Genomic DNA, 19,968 nt, shown 5'->3' with positions numbered 1-19,968 from the left:
TATTAATCAATAGTATAATATTTTTAGAAAACTAATTTTCTATACTATCTACAATTTTGAAATAATTTGACGAATTGTAAGATTTATTTTATAAAAACCATTTCTCCTTTAAAGAAAGCACACACTATACCAATTGTTCTCTTTTTCTAATTATAGAATTTATAGGATAACCATAGTATTATATACATATCCTAATAAAAAGAGGAGGCATATTTGTGAGACATATAATAGATGATTCTATACAAAAAAATATAGAGATGTACTATGCTTTTATTCAATTCGTTTCAATGATAACATTACAAAAAGTATCAGTTGTTGAAACACGTAAAGATGAATTGAAAAATCAGATAAAAAATGAAGGACAAAAAAACCCTTATTACTTATAAAAAAAGGCGAACAGGTTATATTCCTGTTCACCTTTTATCAAATTATTTATAAATTTTCACACGGTTTTCTAACGGTTGGAATTCTTTTTCACCAGCTTGTACTACCGGTTTACCAAATGGCATTTGCGCAGTGAGTTTCCAATTTTCTGGAACATCCCACTCTTTTCTCACTTCTTCATCAATTAGCGGATTGTAATGCTGTAACGTAGCACCAAACCCTTCAATTTCTAAAGCTGTCCAAATTGCAAATTGTAACATTCCTGATGATTGCTGAGACCAAGTTGGGAAATTATCTTTATATAATGCAAAGTTTGCTTGAAGGCCTTCCACTACTTCACTGTCTTCAAAATATAAAACCGTTCCATAACCACTTTTAAATGCATTCATTTTTTCTTCAGTAGGTGCAAAGTTATTTTCAGGTACAATTTTTCTTAACGTTTCTTTCGTAATATCCCATAATTTATCATGTTGTTCTCCTAATAAAACAACAACACGAGCACTTTGAGAATTAAAAGCTGAAGGTGTATGTTTTACAGCATGATAAATCACTTCTTGAATTTTCTCATCAGAAACTACTTGCTCTTTACTAATTGCATAAATAGATCTTCTGTCTTCAATTGCTGAGTAAAAATCTTTTGCCATCATAATTCCCTCCAATTTTCAATTGAGGCTATTTCATATGTATACATCATATTACGCCCCTCAAGCTTATTATTAATAAGCTTATAACTTTATAATATCACAGCAATAAATAAACTCAAATGATAACACTTGTATTTAGAATCTTTTCCCTTTTTAAAGTTAAAATAAAAAGACTGTTTGTTGTTATCTAAAATTAGTAACAACAAACAGTCTTACTTATGTAGCGATCTAGATTGGTATTTTACTTACTTAATTAACTAATCCAAATGCATACGACATTAACTTATTCGTCTCTGTAAAACGTTTTGTTTTACTTGATGTCCCCATGACCACTGTAATAATTCGATTATCACCTTGCTTGGCAGTCCCAGTAAAACAGTATCCTGCACTATCTGTAAATCCAGTCTTTAGTCCGTCCATTCCTTCTATATATAAACTTTTATTATTTTTGTTTAACATGTCGTTTGTGCTTATAACATTAATATTATTAAATGCTAGCTGACTTTGGCGTAAGTGAGTCACTTCTAATATTTCCGGGTAATCTTTTATAAGATGATACGCCAATTGTGCTACATCAGCAGCCGTCATTTTTGTTTCACTTCCATCTGGCTCTTGTAATCCAGAAGCATTTGCAAATTTAGCATGTTCCGACATTTTTAACTGTTTCGCTTTTGCATCCATAAGCTGAACGAAATCTTTCTCCGATTTTGCCATATGTTCTGCTAAAGCCACAGCTGAATTATTAGCTGACTCAATCATTAATGCATGATATAAATCTTTAACAGTTAATGTGTCATTAACTTGTACTGGGATTCTCGCTCCCTCTGTTTGTGCCGCCTTCGCACTCATTTTAACTGGATCTTCCCAGCGAACTTTCCCGTTATGTATACTCTCTAGTAGGAGATACGCTGTCATCATCTTAGACATACTAGCCGGTGCAAAAGCTTCATTTTCATTATATTGATAAATAATATCTCCATCACTCGCATCGATAATCATAGCTGCTTTTGCATTAATTTCTGGTGGGATGTACTTTGGCGGGACTACTTTTTCAGAAAATCCTGCTTTAGGTAGTTCTGCCACTTGCAAAGGTTGTCCCTCTACATTTGCTACGCTCTTTTGATTTCCTTGGAATAAGAACCAACATACCCCTAAAATAATGACTAATAGGACTGTCATCCTTCCCCATTTTAACCGATTCATTTCAAAACTCCTTTAGCAAACCTTTTATACACTCACATTTAACCTTAACAACAATTCCTTTATACAGTCAAGGCAAAAAGGTATGTTTATTCATATACAGCAATGATTATTTTAATTTATTTATGGTAAACTTACAATATTGAAACGTAAGAATATTCAATAATAAATTCTCGTAAATAAAGGAAACTTTAATCAGCCCCACCAATCGGGCTTTTACGGGCAGCCCGCCCCCCACCTAACTTCTTCGCTTTCACTGAATTTTGAGGTGGGGATCTTACTGCACAGCAAATAGCGGGATAAACTATTTAATAGAAGGGATTCATTCAAATGCTACTTCCAAAATCATTGCAATACGGAGACACAATTGGGATCTATTCCCCTTCTTCACCAGTAACTTACACTTCTCTAAAAAGATTTGAACGAGCAAAATCTTACTTACAACAGAAAGGGTTTCATATATTAGAAGGTTCATTAACAGGTCGATATGATTTTTATCGTTCTGGTAGTATACAAGAGCGCGCTGAGGAACTAAATGCCTTGATAAGAAATCCTAATATTTCTTGTATTATGTCAACAATTGGTGGGATGAATTCAAATTCACTATTACCTTATATTGATTATGATGCTTTTCTAAATAACCCTAAAATAATGATTGGATATTCAGATGCAACTGCTTTATTACTAGGAATTTATGTTAAAACAGGAATTCCTACATTTTATGGGCCAGCTCTCGTCCCTTCCTTTGGCGAATTTGAACCTTTTGTTAATTGCACATACAAATATTTTGCAGAAACTTTACTACATGATCAATCTCTTCCTTATCATATAAAACAACCATTATTTTGGTCAGATGAATTTATTAATTGGGAAAAAAAGACGAAGGAGAAAGAACTTCGACCAAACAATTGGATTTCAGTAATTGATGGAAAAGCTACTGGGCGTATTATTGGCGGGAATTTAAACACGATACAAGGAATTTTTGGTAGCCCCTATATGCCACATATTCAAGAGGGCGATATTCTCTTTATTGAGGACAGTTCAAAAGATGCAGCTACTATCGAAAGAAGCTTTTCATTCCTTAAAATTAACGGTGTATTCGATAAAATTTCAGGTATCATTCTTGGAAAACATGAGCAATTTGATGATTGTGGTACAAATCGAAAACCTTTTGAAATACTATTAGAAGTACTTCAAAATCAAAGAATTCCTTTTCTAGCCGACTTCGATTGTTGTCATACACATCCAATGATTACCATGCCTATCGGTGTTCAAGTAGAGTTAGATGCAACAAATAAAACGATACATATTGTAGAACCTTGGAAAAAATGAATGCATGGCTTCTATTGTTTTACAATAAAAGCCATGATACTATATACTTTGGAATGTGAAAGATTAAACAAAATACGTTCCAATATCTATCATTAGAAAAATTAGGTATAAATATATATTTATATGCAAAAGAGAGTGAATAAATGAAACCAACTATTAAAAATTATGTATTTTTACATGTAGCTTTTTTGATATATTCTATCATTATGGTTTACATGAAATGGGCAGCTCAATTTCCAATTGCTTCAATCTCATTTTTTATTGCTTATTTCGGACTAGTTGTACTTTTATTCGGATATGCAATTTTATGGCAACAAGTAATTAAACATTTCGAAATTTCAAAAGCATATTCACATCGCGGGATTATTATACTATGGTCAATGCTTTGGTCAGTATTTCTATTTGGAGATACGATTCAGTGGAATCATTTACTTGGTGCAGCTATTATTATCGTCGGAATTGTGGTGGTGACAAAAGATGAATAGTTATATGTTATTATTTATTTTCGGGATAATTTTAGCTAATTACTCACAAATATTATTAAAAAAAGCTACTTTACAACAATACGATTCTAGAATAAAAGAATATGTGAATCCTTATGTTATTATCGGCTACTCTTTATTTGTACTTAACGCTGGATTAAATGTAATCGCCATGAAGGGCATGGAATTAAAACAAGCATCAGCATTAGAATCCTTAAGTTATATCATCATATTAATTTTCGGTTGGTATTTCCTAGGGGAAAAAATAACGAAACGTAAACTCATCGGTAACATGATTATTATCTTTGGTGTAATCGTTTATTGTATCCAATAGTAAAAAGCTCCGTTTATCACAAACGGAGCTTTTTACTATTGACCTAAATTTTGCACCTTATCTTTCAAATCTCGAACTTGATCTACCGTCTGCATAAGCTCTGAGTTTTTAAATTGCTCTACATCCACTTTCCCTTCTTCTATCTTTGTCATCGCCGTATCAATTAACGTATTTAACTTTTCGTTATATCCGACGATTTGTTGATGAAGATCCTTTGCTACATCAGGTGGCGTTAATTCATTGAATGCGGGTATATCTTGTTTAATTTCACTAAGCTTCGTTTCTAATTCTTTTCGAGCCTCACTATCATTAACGGCCTTTTCTGCTAATGCTGGTGCATCATTTGCAAATGCACTTATTTCATTTACATAGTCTGTCGCCTTTTGAGCATAATCTATCGAGTTCTTTCCTTCCTCCACTATTGAACATCCCATTAAACCAATTGAAACTATAAATACTAATAAAATTGATTTTATTTTCATTTTAGACTCCCTTCGTCTTTATAATTGTCTGTAGTTTTCTCTATACATAACTTCTAGCTAAATTGTTTATAACCTTTTTCAAATAGCTATTTATCCTCTTACATGCCCTATTATCGTTACAACATCTATTTCTATATGTACGCTTATAATATCTTCAATTATATCCATATATCCTTGTCCTATAGCTGTTCCATAGTGTAATGTAAGCCCCTTCTTTTCATACACTGACTTTGGCACTGAAAAAATAAATCTCCTCAAGTTTCTTTCATCAGCTGGTTCCATAATTAATACAATCCCATCCTCATCAAACATATACGCTCGCCCTCCAACTTTACATTCACTATGGCTCAGTATTGCCTTGGTCAGCAAAATTTAAAACATAATAAGTTAAGATACACTCTGCTCTATCATAAAGTGAAACTTTAATTAGCCCTCACCAGTCGAATCTTTACCGGCAAATAGCGGGATAAAAATAAAAAGCATTCATTCTTTTTTGTTAAGAATGAATGCTTTTTAAAAAATCAATTTCTAACTCTAGCATCTTTTTTTGACGAGGTTTTACTTTCCTTACGGGAACTCCAGCGTAAATATACCAATCATCTAAACTCTCTTTTACCATACTCATCGCGCCGACTGCCGTACCTTCTCCTACAGTTACATTTGGAAAAACAATAGAATTAGCACCAATAATCACATGTTTTTTTAAAATAACTTTTTCTGCTTTCACATCCCTATATTGATTCGGGACGGTTGGCCCCATTAATGTATTTCCACTGAAATCATCAAGTACTGCATATACAATTGTTTTAGCTGAGATGTTTGCAAAATCATGCATTTCAATCCCAACTTCCCCTCCATATAACGCTGTATACGCTGATATGTGCGAATAACTTCCAATTGTGATTTTGCCACTTAAAATGCAAAAATCATCAATTCTTACATGATTACCAATTGATATAGCACCCGGATTATATATACTTGCTTTTTTACTAATCAATACATTTTTCCCAACAGATAAAAACCCAATTTTCTTTAGTTCTTCTTGACTATAAAAACTATTCATCTACCAACACCACCTTCTGCTCTAAACAGATTACAATTTGCTCTACTAGTTCTTTCGTCATTCCTTCCCATAAAGGTAAACTTACGATTCGTTTAGCTATTTTATTCGTTTTTGTTAAATCTGTAGACTTATAGTTTTTAAAAAGAACTTGTTGGTGGCAAGATGGTGAAAAGTATAATCTAGCTTCTATTTTCTGTTTTTTCAGTTCTTCTATTACTTGTATGTTGCGAACTTCTTCTGGACAAATGATAGGCATAAATTGGTGAATAACTGCTTCTGTCTTTTGGACTTTCCACCCTTTTTTCATTAACCCAGTATTTTGTAACAACTGTTTATACCATTCAGAAATACGGGTGCGTTCTTTTAATTTTTGATCCCACTTTTTTATAGTCGCAATCCCAATAGCTGCTGCGTATTCAGACATTTTACAATTAAACCCCATCATCGTGCATTCACGATTTTTATCAAATCCGAAATTCCCCATTCTTTTAATACGTTGTATATCTTCTTCGTTTTTACTATATATGAGCCCTCCTTCACCAATTCCGAACGGCTTTGTTGCATGAAAGCTATATACGATCATTCCACTAAAATCTTGACCGTAATGCATCCCTCTATTCATTAATCCAAATCCCGGTGCCGCATCTACGACAACCGGAATCCCCTTCTTCTCTAATTCTTCATATTCTTCTAAGTTCATCCATGATCCAAAAGTGGCGTACGGGACAACAATCGCAACCTCTTCTTTTAATTCTTCTATCTTATCCAAAAGTACCGTTTTATCCATATACCAATCATCTATTGAAATATCAATAAAGTAAGGTTCCAATCCACACCAAATAGCGGCTAAGGCAGTCGCAGGGAATGTAAAGCTAGGCATGAGAGCATACTTTCCCTTTCTTCTTTTCTTTAGTTGAATAGCCGCCATTAACCCTAACGTTGCGTTTGCTACTGTTGTAACAGCTCCCCTGTTTTGAAAAAATACCGACATAATTGTTTCCTCAAAACGTTGATTTATAGGTCCATAATTCGTATATATGTGAGATGTATCAATTTCCTTCAATTCGTCCAAATACTCAATTACAGGTACAGTTGAAGCACGTAAAAAAGGAATATTCTCCATATCTATCTATTCCTTCCTATCATTTTCGGACAATATAGAGCATATCTGTTTCAGATAATCCAAATTTCCTAGCACTTTTCATTCCTTGTTTTTCCGCTATGTTATATAATTCCACCTTAAATCCTGCATTCATTAATCGTTGAATAAATCCCGATTGATTATAAATTCTCACATGATCTTCTTGACCAAAAGCTAATTTCCTCAATTGTGGTGTTACAATTAATTCATTCTCTACAATAAAATCTACATTCATTACGATTGGTACTTGAATAATTCCCCATCCATTTGGCTTTAACACTCTATATAACTCTCGCATTGCTTTGTCATCATCAGGAACGTGTTCTAACACATGGCTACATAATATTACATCAAAGGTATTACTATCATATGTAATCCTTGTAACATCAATTTCCTTCATTAATGGATCCTTTGGTTCTAAGTCACCACATACGTACGTAATATTTTTATACTCGTTAAACCAATCTCTTAACTTCGCTTCAGGTGCAATATGAAGCATAGTATAGTTTCTATTTAACAAGTCTGTTTCCGTTTCAATGTATGTACGATACAATCTTTCACGATCCATCGAATTACAAACTGGACATATCCCTGTATCTTTATTCCACATCTCAAATTTATATTTCGGAAAATCATAATGTGCTGGCCAAGGTGAAAATTTTTCAAATTGTTGATTGCAATATTGACAATAACAGAATTCTTTCTCAAACATGTGAGCAACTAATTTGTGTAACCCTTTTTTTATCTTTTCATTATAAATTTGATCTATTTCGCCGTTTCTTACTGCATCCTTAACTATAAATCCCGCATTTTCTAAACAATAAGATAAACTCTCTTTATACTCACTTTCAGAACTTAAAAATCCACTATTATATGCATCTATAATTAATTCAATCCACTCTTCAATTGTCATTAACATAAAATGCATTTGTTTTTGATTTTGTCCACTATGTTGTCTAAAATAACTAAGAGGTTCTTGTATATAAACTACTTTTCCTTTTCTCATCATATCTATCCAAGTTGCAATATCATTAATAGCAGAATAAGCCTTTCCTTTAAAATACCCAAACTTACCTTCAAACAAATCCCGATTAAACAAAACAGTTGTCGGCTCACCAACTATATTTTTTAAGTTTTTTAACATATAATTCCCTAATTCTTTTCCTTCAAAAAGTGTTGTTTCTTTCGCGATTTTCATATTCAATGTTGAAGGTGGTAATATCTCTCCATTCTCATCAATCAGTTCACGATATGACGTCACAAATGAAATGTTTTCTAATGCCAAAAAGTATTTCATCATTCTCTCGATCTTTTCATGATGAAATAAGTCATCATCTAATAAAAAGTTTATATAATCCCCATTCGCAAGTTCTATACACTTATTAAAGTTTTCAGCAACTAATGGCGTTTCATTTTTAACATATGTAATACACTCATATTCACGTAAGTACGGTTGAATCATAACATTGACTTCATTATTTGTACTGTCGTCAGAAATAATAATTTCTATATTTTCATATGTTTGATTCAGAGCACTGTTGAGCGCTAATTCCAAGTAATAAGGTCTATTGTATGCAGGAATAAGTATACTTACTTTCGGTAAAGAAGAATTATTATTTATATGCTGTTTTTTCTTTTCTATATTTATTTTCTTTCCTCTAATTTTTTGGTAATAGTCTAATGTATATAATATCGATGATGGAACTATCCTTCTTGCATAATCTAGAAAATTAGTTATCGCTTTGTCTAAATCTTTTTCGTTGGATAAGAAACCATATTTTTCTCCCGCTATAATACTGTGTGAAAAATCTTCTAACCCATCCATCATTTTATTAGATTCATTTAACTGTTGATCTGGATGTAATCGAAAGTAACTAAGTGTCTCTGCTATATATACTGCTTTTCCTTCACTTAATAAAGATAACCATGAAGCTATATCTACATTACATAAATACCGCCTCTTATCAAAAATCCCATACGGTTCTTGTAACTCATTTTTACGAAATAAAACTGTTGTTGGTTCTCCAATATAATTTTTTTGATCCACAATTACCTTATTTCCTAATTCTATTCCCTCTATAATCGTATCCTCTTCAAATAAACGGACAGTTGAATAAATATGTCGTAGTTCTTTCCCTTTATCATCAATTACTTGACGATGAGATGTTACTAGCTTAATTTCATTATCTAGATCATTGAAAAAATACTTCATCATCTTTTCAATTTTATTCACATGAAATATATCATCATCCATTAAAAAATTTATATACTCACCGTTCGCTTCATGAAATAACATTAGCGCATTTTCAAATTGTCCGAGAGTTGATCTGTTTTTTATATAAATAATATTTAAATGATCACATAAATATTTTTGTAACACCTTTTCTGTTTCGTCATTCGTGCTGTCATCTCCAACTATAATTTCTATATTAGGGTACGTTTGTTCTAACACACTACATAACGCCTTTTCAAAGTAGCGAGGACGATTATACGTAGGAATTAACACACTTACCAACGGAAGTTGCTCTACGACCTCTTCAATTCTTTCAATACGATTTCTCATTTTAACTCTCTCACCTCTTCGCATATTATTTATATACGCGACACAAAAATCACATTACTTTAACTGTATGGAGCCTATATACTTTTATGCAAACATGAAACAAAATATCATACTTTTCGTTCCTGAATAAACATATTTAATAACGCGGACATTTTATTTGCACCTTTTTTATTCATATGATCACTATCATAAAAATCATCCTCACAAAATAATGGCGAATCAAATAGATCTATGATTTGAAAAGAATATTGAGTTTGAAACTCATTTATAACTTTATAAAAATCTTCTTTTAATTTCTTACTACTACAATTGAAATAATGTGAAGTAACAGGGAATACAACAATTAATGGCTTTATATCGTTTTTTAATAGTAATTCTAAATATTTCTTAAAAATCATTTTATTTTCAACTAAAGTATGAGGATACGCCAATTTAGCGTGTGAAGCTGCTCTTATTTTCCCGTGTTCTTCAAAAGGAATGTGAAGAGGAGTGGTATTCCACTCAGCATTTATCCAAGGCAGTATCAATGATTCATCTTTTAGTTCGTCTAATAAAATATATTCAAAATGCAAATTAAAAATAGAAAAAAGTGGTTTCGGAGTATTTAGATGTAAGAATCCATCCGTGGGTAAAGGAGAATAAACTACAGTATGATGACCATCTTGAAACAATGGATAATATACTTTGTGAATTCTATATGATTCAGATGATAACGACATATCAAAGTAAAACGAGAAATAAGCTATTCCTATTAAACAATATTGAAATGAATGAGTGTTTGATAGAAGTTGTGACGCTATTAAATAATCATAGTATAGATCTTGAGATGGAAGTGTTAATTTTATTGACTTTTTTGAGAGGAGCTCCGTACTTATGCCACAATGTGGATAAGACAAACCGGTAGCAAACAATTCATACGTCGGATCACTCTTTGCTTTTTTTATAGAAATGTATAAAGACATAAGATCCGGATTTATTTGATAGATAGAAATTAATTTATCCTTCCATTCATACATGTATTTTGTTAAATTAATAATTTTTGAACTTTGTACGCCCCTATTTATCAAGTCATTTGTAAGTTTTTCTGCGTCCCCTCTCCAAATGACTATATATTGAAAAGAACTTTCTATACGAACAACATTTGAAACGTCTACAACATGAACTATTGTTTTACATTTATTTTTGTCTAACGTATTTCGAATCCTATCCCCTGATAATTCATCACTTAAAACAATGATTTTAAATTGCTCCTTCATGTACATCCCCTCCATTATATGTATAATATGAAATTCATTTTTAATTCGTAACAATCATATACACCTGCAATCTAACAAAAAAATAGCTCCACCATTAGGCGTAGCTATTTTTACAATTATTGCTTATTCAAATCATATTCCTTTATCTAACTCATAAAGTTTACGATACTTTTCATTTTCTTTCAGAAGTTGTTTATGGCTACCTTGCATGACAATTTGGCCACGATCAAGGAATATTACTTCGTCTACATGTTCTATTCCTACAAGATGGTGCGTAATCCAAATAACCGTCTTTTCTTCCGTTGCAGAAAACATTGTTTCAATTAAAGACAATTCTGTTTTTGGATCTAAACCGATAGTCGGTTCATCAAGTACAATAATTGGTGTTTCTTGCATAAGAGTTCTAGCAAAAGCAACCCTTTGTCTTTCACCACCAGAAAACCGCTTTCCCATTTCATGCATTTTTGTTTGTAATCCGTCCGGAAGAGAAGTAATATGTGAAGCTAATTGTGCTTTCTCTAAAGCTTTCCATATCTCTTCATCCGTCGCCTCTGGTTTGCCAATTCGTACATTATTTCCAATTGTCGTATCAAACAAATGGGGCTTTTGATTTAATACAGAAATATATTTAGATAAAAGATTCGTATGAGCTCGTTCACCATTCAATACAACTTGGCCGTTTACTGGGCTTAACGCCCCTGTTAACAATTTTAGTAAAGTAGATTTCCCTGTCCCACTTCTGCCTAAAATAGCAATTTTCTTCCCTGCTTTTATTTGTAATGATACGTCTTTTAATACAATCTCATTACTATCTGGATAACTATACGATACGTGATTCAGTTCAATATCTACATGTCTTGGTTCAACGTAATCATTATCTCCATACAAATCCATTTTATCATGTAAAACAATATCACTTTCTACGCCATTAAGACGATGGGTAGATTCTACATACGACGGGATTCGATCGATGGCATCTGCAATAGGAATAAGCGCATTCGTTACAGATAAAGTCATTAATACGAAAGCTGCGATAACTGTAGGAGCAATTTGCTCACTTGCCGCTTCATTTCCAGTCCATATAATCATCGAAATAACTACAATACCTACTACTGATTGAATGATACTGTCCCGAATATGATACCAGCGTTTCACTCTCTTTTCGATTTTTAACAACTGATCATTTTGTTTTACATACTCATTAATAAATTCACCTTTACGACCACTTGCCTGCCAATCAGATAATCCAAAAACAGCATCCGTCAGTTGTTGATACAAACGGCTTCTGCCTTGCTTTAAAGTAACATGGTGTTTCTTCATCAAAAGTAATGATACAAATGGAAGAAGAAACACGATAATAGCTAACATACAACCTACAATAAGTGCAAACACAAGGTCAAATGCACCGATAACAAGTACGAAGATACTATAAACAACTAGCGCTAATATACTAGGAAATATTGTACGTAAATATAGGTTTTGCAAATGCTCTATATCTTCGGATAACACTCCTAACATATCACCCGTTTGAAATCGAGAACGGAAAAATAACGCCTGTGGTTCTACTATTCTATATAGCTTCGTTCTCATTTTTTCTAATATACGTAGTACGACATCATGTCCGACTAAGCGCTCTATATAATGAAACACAGCTTGCCCTATACTAAACGCTCTTGTTGCAACAATAGGAACATATACAGCCATTACATTTTCTGGTCTAAGGGCAGATTTTGAGATTAAATAACCTGAAATAAAAAGTAACATCGCTCCTGAACTAACTCCAAGAAGACCAAGGAAAATAGTTAAAGTCATTCTACCTTTATTTTGTTTTATATAAGGTTTAACCCAGTTACTCATTTCTCTCCCCTCTCTTCCCTATGAAAATGTAATGTCTCACTCTCTAAAAGTTCTTCATACGTCCCACTTTCTTTCATTTCCCCTTTATTTAAAATAAGGATATGGTCCATTTGTTTCATCCAATGTAGACGGTGAGTTGCTAAAAATACTAACTTTCCATTAAATAGACGTAACATCGCTTGCTTTATTTCAAATTCGGTTTCAATATCAAGATGTGCCGTAGGCTCATCTAATAAAATGATTGGTTTTTTACTTAAAAGTGCACGCGCCATAGCAACACGCTGTTCTTGTCCGCCACTTAGCATACGTCCACCTTCCCCAATTCTTTCGTGCATCCCATTTGGAAGTGATGTAACGAGTGAACGAAGGCCGACTTCATTAATAACTCTTTCAACTTCTTCATCTGTTGCTTTTGTTTCATAAAAACGAATGTTATCCTTTAATGAAAGCGGAAAAATATAAGGTTGCTGCGGAATGTAAGCAATATTTTTTTGCCAATCTTCACGAGTAGATCCATCAACTTCTAGACCATTTACTAACATCTTTCCACTCGAAGGAGATAAAAACCCGGCTAATACGTCGATTAACGTCGATTTCCCCGCACCACTTTCACCAATAACACCAATAGCACCGTTACCTTCCCAAGTAAAATTAATCCTTTCTAATATAGCCTTCTCAGATTCAGTATTATTAACTTTGATATCTTGTAATTTCAAGCTACTAGAGGCATTCCATACTATATCTTCATTTAAATCTTTCTTTTCTATTCCTTTTTGTTGTTGCAAAATCTCTTCTATTTGCTCCATCGCAATTTGTCCATCTAATGTCGCATGATAATTTGCTCCCACTTGTTTAATCGGCAGAAAATATTCCGGAGCTAAAATCAAAATTGTAAGGGCTGGTAATAGTATAATCGTTCCATCTATTAAGCGTATCCCTAATCCAACTGCCACAAACGCGATTGATAAACTCGTAAAGAAATCTAATGCAAAAGAAGAAAGAAAAGCAACTCGCAAAGTACGCATCGTTGCTTTTCTATATCTTTTACTTACTTTTTCAATCTTTCCTTCGTGCTGTTCACTTTTCCCTAAATACTTTAATGTTTCTAAACCTTTTAACGTATCTACAAAATGGTTCGAAAGTACACGATATATCTCATACTGACTATCTGCCATTTTTTGCGCTGCTAATCCGAGAAGAATCATAAATATGATCACGATAGGAATCGTTACAACTAAAATGATTCCAGACTCAATATCTAGCGTAAAAACATATAGTACAATTAGACCTGGAACGATACTGCTTCTAATCATTTTAGGAATCGTTAATTCAATATATGTTTTAAATTTCTCAATCCCCTCAATTGATAAGGTAACCAGATGACCAGTTCCAACCGTTTGAACATACCTTGGACCTAATGTGAAATATGCCTCTATCAATTGTTTTCTTAGTAACGACCCTGTTTTTTCGGCAAAACGTTCCACTAATATTTGTGATGTTCGAACTACTATGTGACGCGCTGCAAACGCGATACCAAAATAAACAATTTCACTTAATATTGTTTGTACTGTCTCTCCATGAAATAAAAACGTAATAGCTCGTGCTAAAAAGATTGTTTGCGCAATAATACTAAAAGCTTCTAAAATACTAATAATCGTTAACGCTACATATAAAATACGGCTACCGGGATAAGACGGAAGTCCTCTTTTTCTTTTCATTAGTACTCCAAATCGTTGTCTGACTTAACAGGTTGTCTAAATACATAATAACTCCATATTTGACTTCCGATAACGAAAGGCAAAATAGCAATCGCAAAGTAAGTCATAAGTTTTAATGCATAAGCTCCTGATGCTGCGTTGTAAATTGTCAAATCATTCATTGCTCCTAAAGAGCTAATCATAACACGTGGGAACATACCGATAAATACACTCGCACTTAGTAAAATGATTGTTAAACTCGTCATAAAGAAAGCCCAACCATCTCTTCTTCTTTTATTTAATAAAGTGGACACTAATAGTGCTACAAAAGCTCCGATTGGTACCATAATCCATTCTGTTCCATGAGCAGTGAAAATGTCGGTTTTCCATAACCCCACACCAGCAAAAACAAGAAGTGTAATTAATGAAAATGGTGCAATTTTTATTGCAGCAATTCGTGCACGTTCTCTCAATTTACCAGTTGTACGTATCGTAAGAAATTGTAATCCGTGAACAATACATAGTAGGAGAAACATTACTCCCCCAAGTAACGCAAATGGATGAAGTAATTGCAGGAATCCACCTACAACATTTTTACTCTCATCAATAGGTACACCTACCATAAAGTTTGCAATCGCAACTCCCCAAAGGATAGGAGGTAACATACTTCCAATAAACATCCCCCAATCCCACGCACTCTTCCATTTATGATTATCTATTTTCGCACGAAATTTAAAGGAAACACCTCTTAAAATTAAAGCAAGAAGCATAAATACAAACGGAATATAAAAACCACTAAATAAAGTTGCATACCAGTGCGGAAATGCCGCAAACATGGCTCCACCAGCACAAACAAGCCATACTTCATTCGCGTGCCAGAACGGTCCTATTGTATTTAAGTAAACTCGTTTTTCAAAATCATTCTTTCCTAAAAACCTCGAAACCATTCCTACCCCAAAGTCGAAACCTTCCAGTACGAAGAATCCAACAAATAAGATTGCAATAACTAAAAACCATAACTCATTAAGAGATAACATACTCTTCCTCCTTATCAAATGGATCATGGCTTTGATAATCCTTTTTCGTTTTCTTATTCGTGTGGCCCTTAATGGTACGAACAAATAAGTACACACAAATTCCACCCATAATTAAATACATTGATGTGAATGAAATAAGTGAGAATAATACTTCACCGAATGTTACATTTGGTGATACAGCATCTTCTGTTTTCATTACACCAAATACAACCCAAGGTTGACGACCCATTTCAGTCATAATCCACCCTACTGTATTACCGATGAATGGAAGAGAAATTGCATACACCATTAATTTTAAATACCACGTTTTTTCAGCTAAACGATCTTTTCTTGATAAGAACCATCCGTAAGCTCCTAGAAGAAGCATGAATGTTCCACTCATTACCATCGCTCTAAAACTCCAAAACATTGTATGCACTGGAGGAATATAATCCCCAGATCCATATTTTTCTTCATATTGTTTTTGAATTTGATTCATCCCTTCAACTTGACCGCTAAACTTATCATACGATAATAGACTTAGCATATAAGGGATTTGAATTTCAAACGAATTTTCTTTCTTCTCTGTATCAATTTTCGAAAATACTGTAAATGGCGCTGGATCCTCACTTGTATTCCATAGTGCTTCAGCTGCTGCCATCTTCATTGGATGTGTCTTAATTAATTGTTGCGCTTGTGCATGACCGAAGAATAATACAAGCGCCGTTGTAATTGTTCCAACAATGATAGAAATGCGGAAAGATTTTTTAAATACTACAGTTTCTTGTCCTTTTGTAATTTTCCATGCACTTACACCCGCAATAAAGAATGCACCTGTTGCAATTGCTGCTGTAATTGTATGCGGGAATTGTACCCATAGTTGTGGGTTTTGAATAATGGCTAAGAAATCATTCATTTGTGCACGACCATCAGCTGCCATTTCATACCCGACAGGTGACTGCATAAATGCACTTGCAGTTAAAATCCAGAATGCTGATAACATCGTTCCAATTGAAAGGAGCCAAATACACATTAAGTGAATTCGCTTCGGTAATTTATCCTCACCGAATACCCATAAACCTAGGAATGTAGACTCAATGAAAAATGCCAGTAATCCTTCAATTGCAAGCGAGGGACCAAATACATCACCTACAAAACGTGAATACGTTGACCAGTTCATACCAAACTGAAATTCTTGTAAAATACCTGTTACTACACCTACTGCAAAGTTAATAAGGAATAATTGCGTCCAAAACTTTGCCATCTTCTTATATACTTCTTGCCCTTTTACCACATACAACGTTTGCATGATCGCAATAATAAAAGCTAAACCAATTGACAGCGGAACAAAAAAGTAATGGAAAATCGTTGTTGATGCGAACTGTATTCGTGCCAATTCGAGCGTTTCCATACTAAAATCACTTCCTTCATAGTTTTTATAATAAAAGTTAATTGAGCAATCTTATCAAACTCAATTATTAAGAAATACGAAAAGACAAAAACATTTTGTATGTATTGTCGAAAAATATGAAGTTTCAGTTTTTCAAACTATTGCAATGCTAATTTTTACCTTTTCACTATTTCTGTAGTGTTTTATTCGTTAATCGAATTGTATAATATACCTGCATAGTAAATTCAGGTTATTTTTGACGTATTATTGACATCATTTTGTCTGAAATATGTCTTTTGTCATTTTTTTGAATCAGATTTTTTTCATTAGCAAAATGTGTTTTTTCAATATACTTCTTACTTTTATATCTATAAAACAATCGTTTTTTCTTCATACACTTGACTTTCAACCGAAAAAATGTCCTCGAAACTACCCTCGATAAATGCTTATTTTTTGTCAAGAGAAAAATGTATTTTCAAAATTCAAACTCGAAATAATGTTATTCAAAAATAGAAAACAACTTCCCTCTCCCTCGACTAAAAGTTCATTTTTTTGTCATTTTTCCATAACAAATAAAAAACTGAGAGTCAATTAGACTCCCAGTTTTTTTATTTATTTTGCTGTATGTTTTCTAACGGCTGGTAATATTTCAGTAGCAATTAATTCAATATTTTTCTCAATTTTATCAAATGGTACACCGCCAAAATCAATTTGTGCCATAAAGCGTTGTTGGCCAAACAATTCATATTGGTAAAGCATTTTCTCAATGATTTGTTGTGGGCTACCAACCATTAAAGCATCACGGTAATCTATTGCATTTGTAAATTGCTGTTTCGGATACCCACCACCGCGCAGTGTAAGCATACCAGCATTAATGTGAGGATAATATTCACTAAGTGCATCTTGTGAATTTTTTGCCGTATAAAATAAACTCGTTGTCGCAACTGGTAAACTAGCTGGATCAAATCCACTTTGCTGAGCAGCCTCGCGGTAAGCATCTACTGACACTTTAAAGTTAATTGCTGGACCACCAAGTGTTGTTATCATCATTGGCACACCTGCACGTCCTGCTTTAATTGCACTAGCTGGTGGACCTCCAACTGCACGCCAAATTGGTAAGTTATTATTTTTCGCTCTTGGAATAACCGATGCATGTGCGAGCGGTGCTCTGAACTGTCCATTCCATGTTACATGTTCCTCGTTATTAATTTTTAATAAAAGATCCATCTTCTCTTCAAATAATTCTTCATAATCATTCACGTCATAACCAAGTAAACTATATCCTCCAATACGAGATCCACGACCAGCTACGATTTCAGCACGACCATTAGAAATCAAGTCAATGGTAGCGAAATCCTCATATACTCGAACTGGGTCAGATGTACTTAATATCGTTGCGGAACTTGCAATTTTTATATTTTTCGTAGCTTGCGCGACCGCACCTAAAATAACTGTATGAGCTTGCGTTGTAAAATGCGTTTGATGACTTTCACCTACAGCAAACACATCAAGCCCTGCCTCATCTGCTAACTTAGCTGTTTCAATTAGTTCGTGAATTCTTTTTTCTGGCGTAACTTTCTCCCCATTATGTGGATTTAATACATGATCGCCAATTGAATATAACCCAAACTCAATTCCTTTTCTTGTATCTATACGGTATTTTTCCATAGTTACTCTCCCCTTTAATAAAGTAGTATTAGTTTTTCTTCTAAAAACGTTGGTAAGTCAAGTATATCTCCGTATTACCTATCCCATCACTTGATTAGTCAATTGATGATGTAAAAAAAATTACTCTTGCGGTAATTCTTTTTTTTCGCTATGCTTATGAACTTTCGTCATCAGCTCGTATAATATTTTCTGCTCTTCTTCATTTAATACATCATCAAAAAACGAAGATTGAAATGCAAGTTGCTCTGGCAATGCTCTCTCTAAAGCTGCTTCTCCTTGCTCTGTAAGACTAATTGTTTTCGTTTTCCAATCTTGTTTTCGTACAATATATCCTTCTTTTTCAAGACGAGTTAACATTCGAGAAATGCCACCTTGTGTAACAGTTACCTTTTCAGCTAACTCCATTTGTGTTAGTGATTGATACGTACGTATTTGCAAAAGCACATCAAATTGAGCTGTCGTTAAATCAAAACGTTTTAAAAACTCATTTGACATTTGATTACTTTGGTTCGTAAATCGTATTAAACGTAACCATATTAATGATCCTATCGTATTATCACGCATGTTTCATCACTTCCTAGCGTTCATCTTACTATCAATTTACTACGCAAGTGATAAAAAAGCAAGATAAAATGTAATAAATATAGCGATAGAGTATTGCATAAATAATGATAAGTAAGAATTCATATAAACATGAATTCTTACTTATCATTATTCTTAACTTTTCATTTCATTCATTACTATATTTAAAGCTGTTACTGCTTTGGGCCAGCCAACATAAAAAGCCATATGCGTTATTAATGCAATCATTTCATTTTCTGCAATTCCATTTTGTTTGGCCAACTGCAAATGAAATAATAATTGTTCTGTATGACCAAGACTGATTAATGCCGACACTGTACATAAACTTCTTTCTCTTAATGTTAAAGTATCATCCCGCCACACTTCCTCAAACAATATCTCTTCACTATAATGAGCAAATGCAGGTGCCTTTTCTCTCATTTTCTCTTGAATACAATATTCAATTGATTCATTCATCATTTCACTCACCCTTCACTTTTACCAATTGTGCCAATCCTTGACCAAATGACCAATTTTCAGCAGATGTCTCATTTAGCGTAATAAAAATATCTGCACTTTTTATCCTCGAACATTTAGAAACCTTCAAGGATATCGACTGATATAAATTCCTTTTTTGTTTTATCGTTCTTTCCGGTCCACATGTAATAGAAACATAAATCATATTCTCCGTTCTCTTTTCTCCTCTTTCTAATAAATAATATGGATTATATAAAAAGTGATTTTGTTGATAAGGTAAAAACATTTGAAAAAAATCATTTTCAGGGATGTTAAAATGTTCAATTAATGACAGATGAATACATTCACCTATCTTTTTCAACTCTTCTTTATTTAATATATTTTCATGATAATAAACGTTCACAAAAGGCATACATTTTCA

20 protein-coding genes are annotated in these 19,968 nt (G+C 33.3%); 4 read left to right on the top strand and 16 right to left on the bottom strand.

What is annotated here, in order from left to right:
• Positions 1-215 precede the first annotated feature (215 nt).
• Positions 216-386, top strand: a complete 171-nt coding sequence (locus NZ044_RS09730; protein ID WP_001215914.1) for a hypothetical protein — start codon at positions 216-218, stop codon at positions 384-386.
• A gap of 42 nt (positions 387-428) precedes the next feature.
• Here NZ044_RS09730 and NZ044_RS09725 read toward each other — a convergent pair whose 3' ends face one another.
• Together NZ044_RS09725 and NZ044_RS09720 are read right to left on the bottom strand one after the other, a co-directional pair.
• The gene (locus tag NZ044_RS09725; protein ID WP_016077846.1) at positions 429-1,031 is read right to left on the bottom strand and encodes a nitroreductase family protein; all 603 of its coding nucleotides are present in this window, start codon (positions 1,029-1,031) and stop codon (positions 429-431) included.
• Positions 1,032-1,277: 246 nt separating this feature from the next.
• Positions 1,278-2,231, bottom strand: coding sequence for a D-alanyl-D-alanine carboxypeptidase family protein (locus tag NZ044_RS09720; RefSeq protein WP_001080883.1), 954 nt, complete (start codon positions 2,229-2,231; stop codon positions 1,278-1,280).
• Between the two features lie 327 nt (positions 2,232-2,558).
• Here NZ044_RS09720 and NZ044_RS09715 point away from each other — a divergent pair, with 327 nt between their 5' ends.
• From NZ044_RS09715 to NZ044_RS09705, 3 genes are all read left to right on the top strand, one after another.
• Entirely contained in the window at positions 2,559-3,560 is a 1,002-nt protein-coding gene (locus NZ044_RS09715; RefSeq protein WP_000926336.1) for a S66 family peptidase, read from the top strand.
• 143 nt (positions 3,561-3,703) lie between these two features.
• Positions 3,704-4,045: an EamA family transporter gene (locus tag NZ044_RS09710; protein ID WP_000805128.1), complete on the top strand. Its 342-nt coding sequence runs from the start codon at positions 3,704-3,706 to the stop codon at positions 4,043-4,045.
• A complete protein-coding gene (locus tag NZ044_RS09705) occupies positions 4,038-4,376 on the top strand; it encodes an EamA family transporter (protein WP_001089871.1) in 339 nt (112 codons plus the stop codon). The genes NZ044_RS09710 and NZ044_RS09705 overlap by 8 nt, the downstream gene beginning before the upstream one ends.
• A gap of 35 nt (positions 4,377-4,411) precedes the next feature.
• On the opposite strand, the gene NZ044_RS09700 is transcribed toward NZ044_RS09705, so the two are convergent.
• The 14 genes from NZ044_RS09700 to NZ044_RS09635 all read right to left on the bottom strand — a co-directional run bounded on the left by NZ044_RS09700 (position 4,412) and on the right by NZ044_RS09635 (position 19,959).
• Positions 4,412-4,858: a DUF6376 family protein gene (locus tag NZ044_RS09700; RefSeq protein WP_000695203.1), complete on the bottom strand. Its 447-nt coding sequence runs from the start codon at positions 4,856-4,858 to the stop codon at positions 4,412-4,414.
• Positions 4,859-4,948: 90 nt separating this feature from the next.
• Positions 4,949-5,170, bottom strand: a complete 222-nt coding sequence (locus NZ044_RS09695) for a hypothetical protein (protein WP_000459099.1) — start codon at positions 5,168-5,170, stop codon at positions 4,949-4,951.
• 184 nt (positions 5,171-5,354) lie between these two features.
• The gene (locus tag NZ044_RS09690; RefSeq protein WP_001084172.1) at positions 5,355-5,921 is read right to left on the bottom strand and encodes an acyltransferase; all 567 of its coding nucleotides are present in this window, start codon (positions 5,919-5,921) and stop codon (positions 5,355-5,357) included.
• Positions 5,914-7,044 carry a DegT/DnrJ/EryC1/StrS aminotransferase family protein gene (locus NZ044_RS09685; RefSeq protein WP_000427951.1) on the bottom strand — a complete coding sequence of 377 codons (1,131 nt, stop codon included), beginning with the start codon at positions 7,042-7,044 and terminating at the stop codon, positions 5,914-5,916. The genes NZ044_RS09690 and NZ044_RS09685 overlap by 8 nt, the downstream gene beginning before the upstream one ends.
• Before the next feature lie 19 nt (positions 7,045-7,063).
• Complete coding sequence (locus NZ044_RS09680; RefSeq protein WP_001245915.1) at positions 7,064-9,625, bottom strand: glycosyltransferase; 2,562 nt, start codon at positions 9,623-9,625, stop codon at positions 7,064-7,066.
• A 107-nt stretch (positions 9,626-9,732) separates the two neighbouring features.
• A complete protein-coding gene (locus NZ044_RS09675) occupies positions 9,733-10,881 on the bottom strand; it encodes a hypothetical protein (RefSeq protein ID WP_000662898.1) in 1,149 nt (382 codons plus the stop codon).
• A 132-nt stretch (positions 10,882-11,013) separates the two neighbouring features.
• Positions 11,014-12,738 carry a thiol reductant ABC exporter subunit CydC gene (cydC, locus tag NZ044_RS09670; protein WP_000073640.1) on the bottom strand — a complete coding sequence of 575 codons (1,725 nt, stop codon included), beginning with the start codon at positions 12,736-12,738 and terminating at the stop codon, positions 11,014-11,016.
• Complete coding sequence (cydD, locus tag NZ044_RS09665) at positions 12,735-14,456, bottom strand: thiol reductant ABC exporter subunit CydD (RefSeq protein WP_000824019.1); 1,722 nt, start codon at positions 14,454-14,456, stop codon at positions 12,735-12,737. The genes cydC and cydD overlap by 4 nt, the downstream gene beginning before the upstream one ends.
• Positions 14,456-15,472, bottom strand: a complete 1,017-nt coding sequence (cydB, locus tag NZ044_RS09660) for a cytochrome d ubiquinol oxidase subunit II (protein WP_000950083.1) — start codon at positions 15,470-15,472, stop codon at positions 14,456-14,458. The genes cydD and cydB overlap by 1 nt, the downstream gene beginning before the upstream one ends.
• Positions 15,459-16,862 (bottom strand): cytochrome ubiquinol oxidase subunit I, encoded by a 1,404-nt coding sequence (gene cydA, locus NZ044_RS09655; protein WP_098506297.1) that lies wholly within the window; start codon positions 16,860-16,862, stop codon positions 15,459-15,461. The genes cydB and cydA overlap by 14 nt, the downstream gene beginning before the upstream one ends.
• A 591-nt stretch (positions 16,863-17,453) precedes the next feature.
• Positions 17,454-18,509 (bottom strand): LLM class flavin-dependent oxidoreductase, encoded by a 1,056-nt coding sequence (locus NZ044_RS09650; RefSeq protein WP_000417553.1) that lies wholly within the window; start codon positions 18,507-18,509, stop codon positions 17,454-17,456.
• A 120-nt stretch (positions 18,510-18,629) separates the two neighbouring features.
• Positions 18,630-19,073, bottom strand: a complete 444-nt coding sequence (locus tag NZ044_RS09645; RefSeq protein WP_340949700.1) for a MarR family winged helix-turn-helix transcriptional regulator — start codon at positions 19,071-19,073, stop codon at positions 18,630-18,632.
• Positions 19,074-19,226: 153 nt separating this feature from the next.
• Positions 19,227-19,550 (bottom strand): carboxymuconolactone decarboxylase family protein, encoded by a 324-nt coding sequence (locus NZ044_RS09640; RefSeq protein ID WP_000980843.1) that lies wholly within the window; start codon positions 19,548-19,550, stop codon positions 19,227-19,229.
• A 1-nt stretch (position 19,551) separates the two neighbouring features.
• The gene (locus NZ044_RS09635) at positions 19,552-19,959 is read right to left on the bottom strand and encodes a tautomerase family protein (RefSeq protein ID WP_042597851.1); all 408 of its coding nucleotides are present in this window, start codon (positions 19,957-19,959) and stop codon (positions 19,552-19,554) included.
• Between the last annotated feature and the right edge of the window lie 9 nt (positions 19,960-19,968).

Origin of the sequence: Bacillus sp. FSL K6-1338 (genome assembly GCF_038006965.1) — a bacterium.
GTDB classification, from domain to species: Bacteria; Bacillota; Bacilli; order Bacillales; family Bacillaceae_G; genus Bacillus_A; species Bacillus_A thuringiensis_S.
Note: the sequence above shows the minus strand (reverse complement) of the source record. Positions and strands in the feature narration are given on the sequence as shown.

Excerpts from the sequence above, each read along its gene's own strand:
- NZ044_RS09725 (WP_016077846.1), bottom strand. The coding sequence starts at position 1,031 with ATGATGGCAAAAGATTTTTACTCAGCAATTGAAGACAGAAGATCTATT.
- NZ044_RS09720 (WP_001080883.1), bottom strand. The coding sequence starts at position 2,231 with ATGAATCGGTTAAAATGGGGAAGGATGACAGTCCTATTAGTCATTATT.
- NZ044_RS09715 (WP_000926336.1), top strand. The coding sequence starts at position 2,559 with ATGCTACTTCCAAAATCATTGCAATACGGAGACACAATTGGGATCTAT.
- NZ044_RS09710 (WP_000805128.1), top strand. The coding sequence starts at position 3,704 with ATGAAACCAACTATTAAAAATTATGTATTTTTACATGTAGCTTTTTTG.
- NZ044_RS09705 (WP_001089871.1), top strand. The coding sequence starts at position 4,038 with ATGAATAGTTATATGTTATTATTTATTTTCGGGATAATTTTAGCTAAT.
- NZ044_RS09700 (WP_000695203.1), bottom strand. The coding sequence starts at position 4,858 with ATGAAAATAAAATCAATTTTATTAGTATTTATAGTTTCAATTGGTTTA.
- NZ044_RS09695 (WP_000459099.1), bottom strand. The coding sequence starts at position 5,170 with ATGTTTGATGAGGATGGGATTGTATTAATTATGGAACCAGCTGATGAA.
- NZ044_RS09690 (WP_001084172.1), bottom strand. The coding sequence starts at position 5,921 with ATGAATAGTTTTTATAGTCAAGAAGAACTAAAGAAAATTGGGTTTTTA.
- NZ044_RS09685 (WP_000427951.1), bottom strand. The coding sequence starts at position 7,044 with ATGGAGAATATTCCTTTTTTACGTGCTTCAACTGTACCTGTAATTGAG.
- NZ044_RS09680 (WP_001245915.1), bottom strand. The coding sequence starts at position 9,625 with ATGAGAAATCGTATTGAAAGAATTGAAGAGGTCGTAGAGCAACTTCCG.
- NZ044_RS09675 (WP_000662898.1), bottom strand. The coding sequence starts at position 10,881 with ATGAAGGAGCAATTTAAAATCATTGTTTTAAGTGATGAATTATCAGGG.
- cydC (WP_000073640.1), bottom strand. The coding sequence starts at position 12,738 with ATGAGTAACTGGGTTAAACCTTATATAAAACAAAATAAAGGTAGAATG.
- cydD (WP_000824019.1), bottom strand. The coding sequence starts at position 14,456 with ATGAAAAGAAAAAGAGGACTTCCGTCTTATCCCGGTAGCCGTATTTTA.
- cydB (WP_000950083.1), bottom strand. The coding sequence starts at position 15,472 with ATGTTATCTCTTAATGAGTTATGGTTTTTAGTTATTGCAATCTTATTT.
- cydA (WP_098506297.1), bottom strand. The coding sequence starts at position 16,862 with ATGGAAACGCTCGAATTGGCACGAATACAGTTCGCATCAACAACGATT.
- NZ044_RS09650 (WP_000417553.1), bottom strand. The coding sequence starts at position 18,509 with ATGGAAAAATACCGTATAGATACAAGAAAAGGAATTGAGTTTGGGTTA.
- NZ044_RS09645 (WP_340949700.1), bottom strand. The coding sequence starts at position 19,073 with ATGCGTGATAATACGATAGGATCATTAATATGGTTACGTTTAATACGA.
- NZ044_RS09640 (WP_000980843.1), bottom strand. The coding sequence starts at position 19,550 with ATGATGAATGAATCAATTGAATATTGTATTCAAGAGAAAATGAGAGAA.
- NZ044_RS09635 (WP_042597851.1), bottom strand. The coding sequence starts at position 19,959 with ATGCCTTTTGTGAACGTTTATTATCATGAAAATATATTAAATAAAGAA.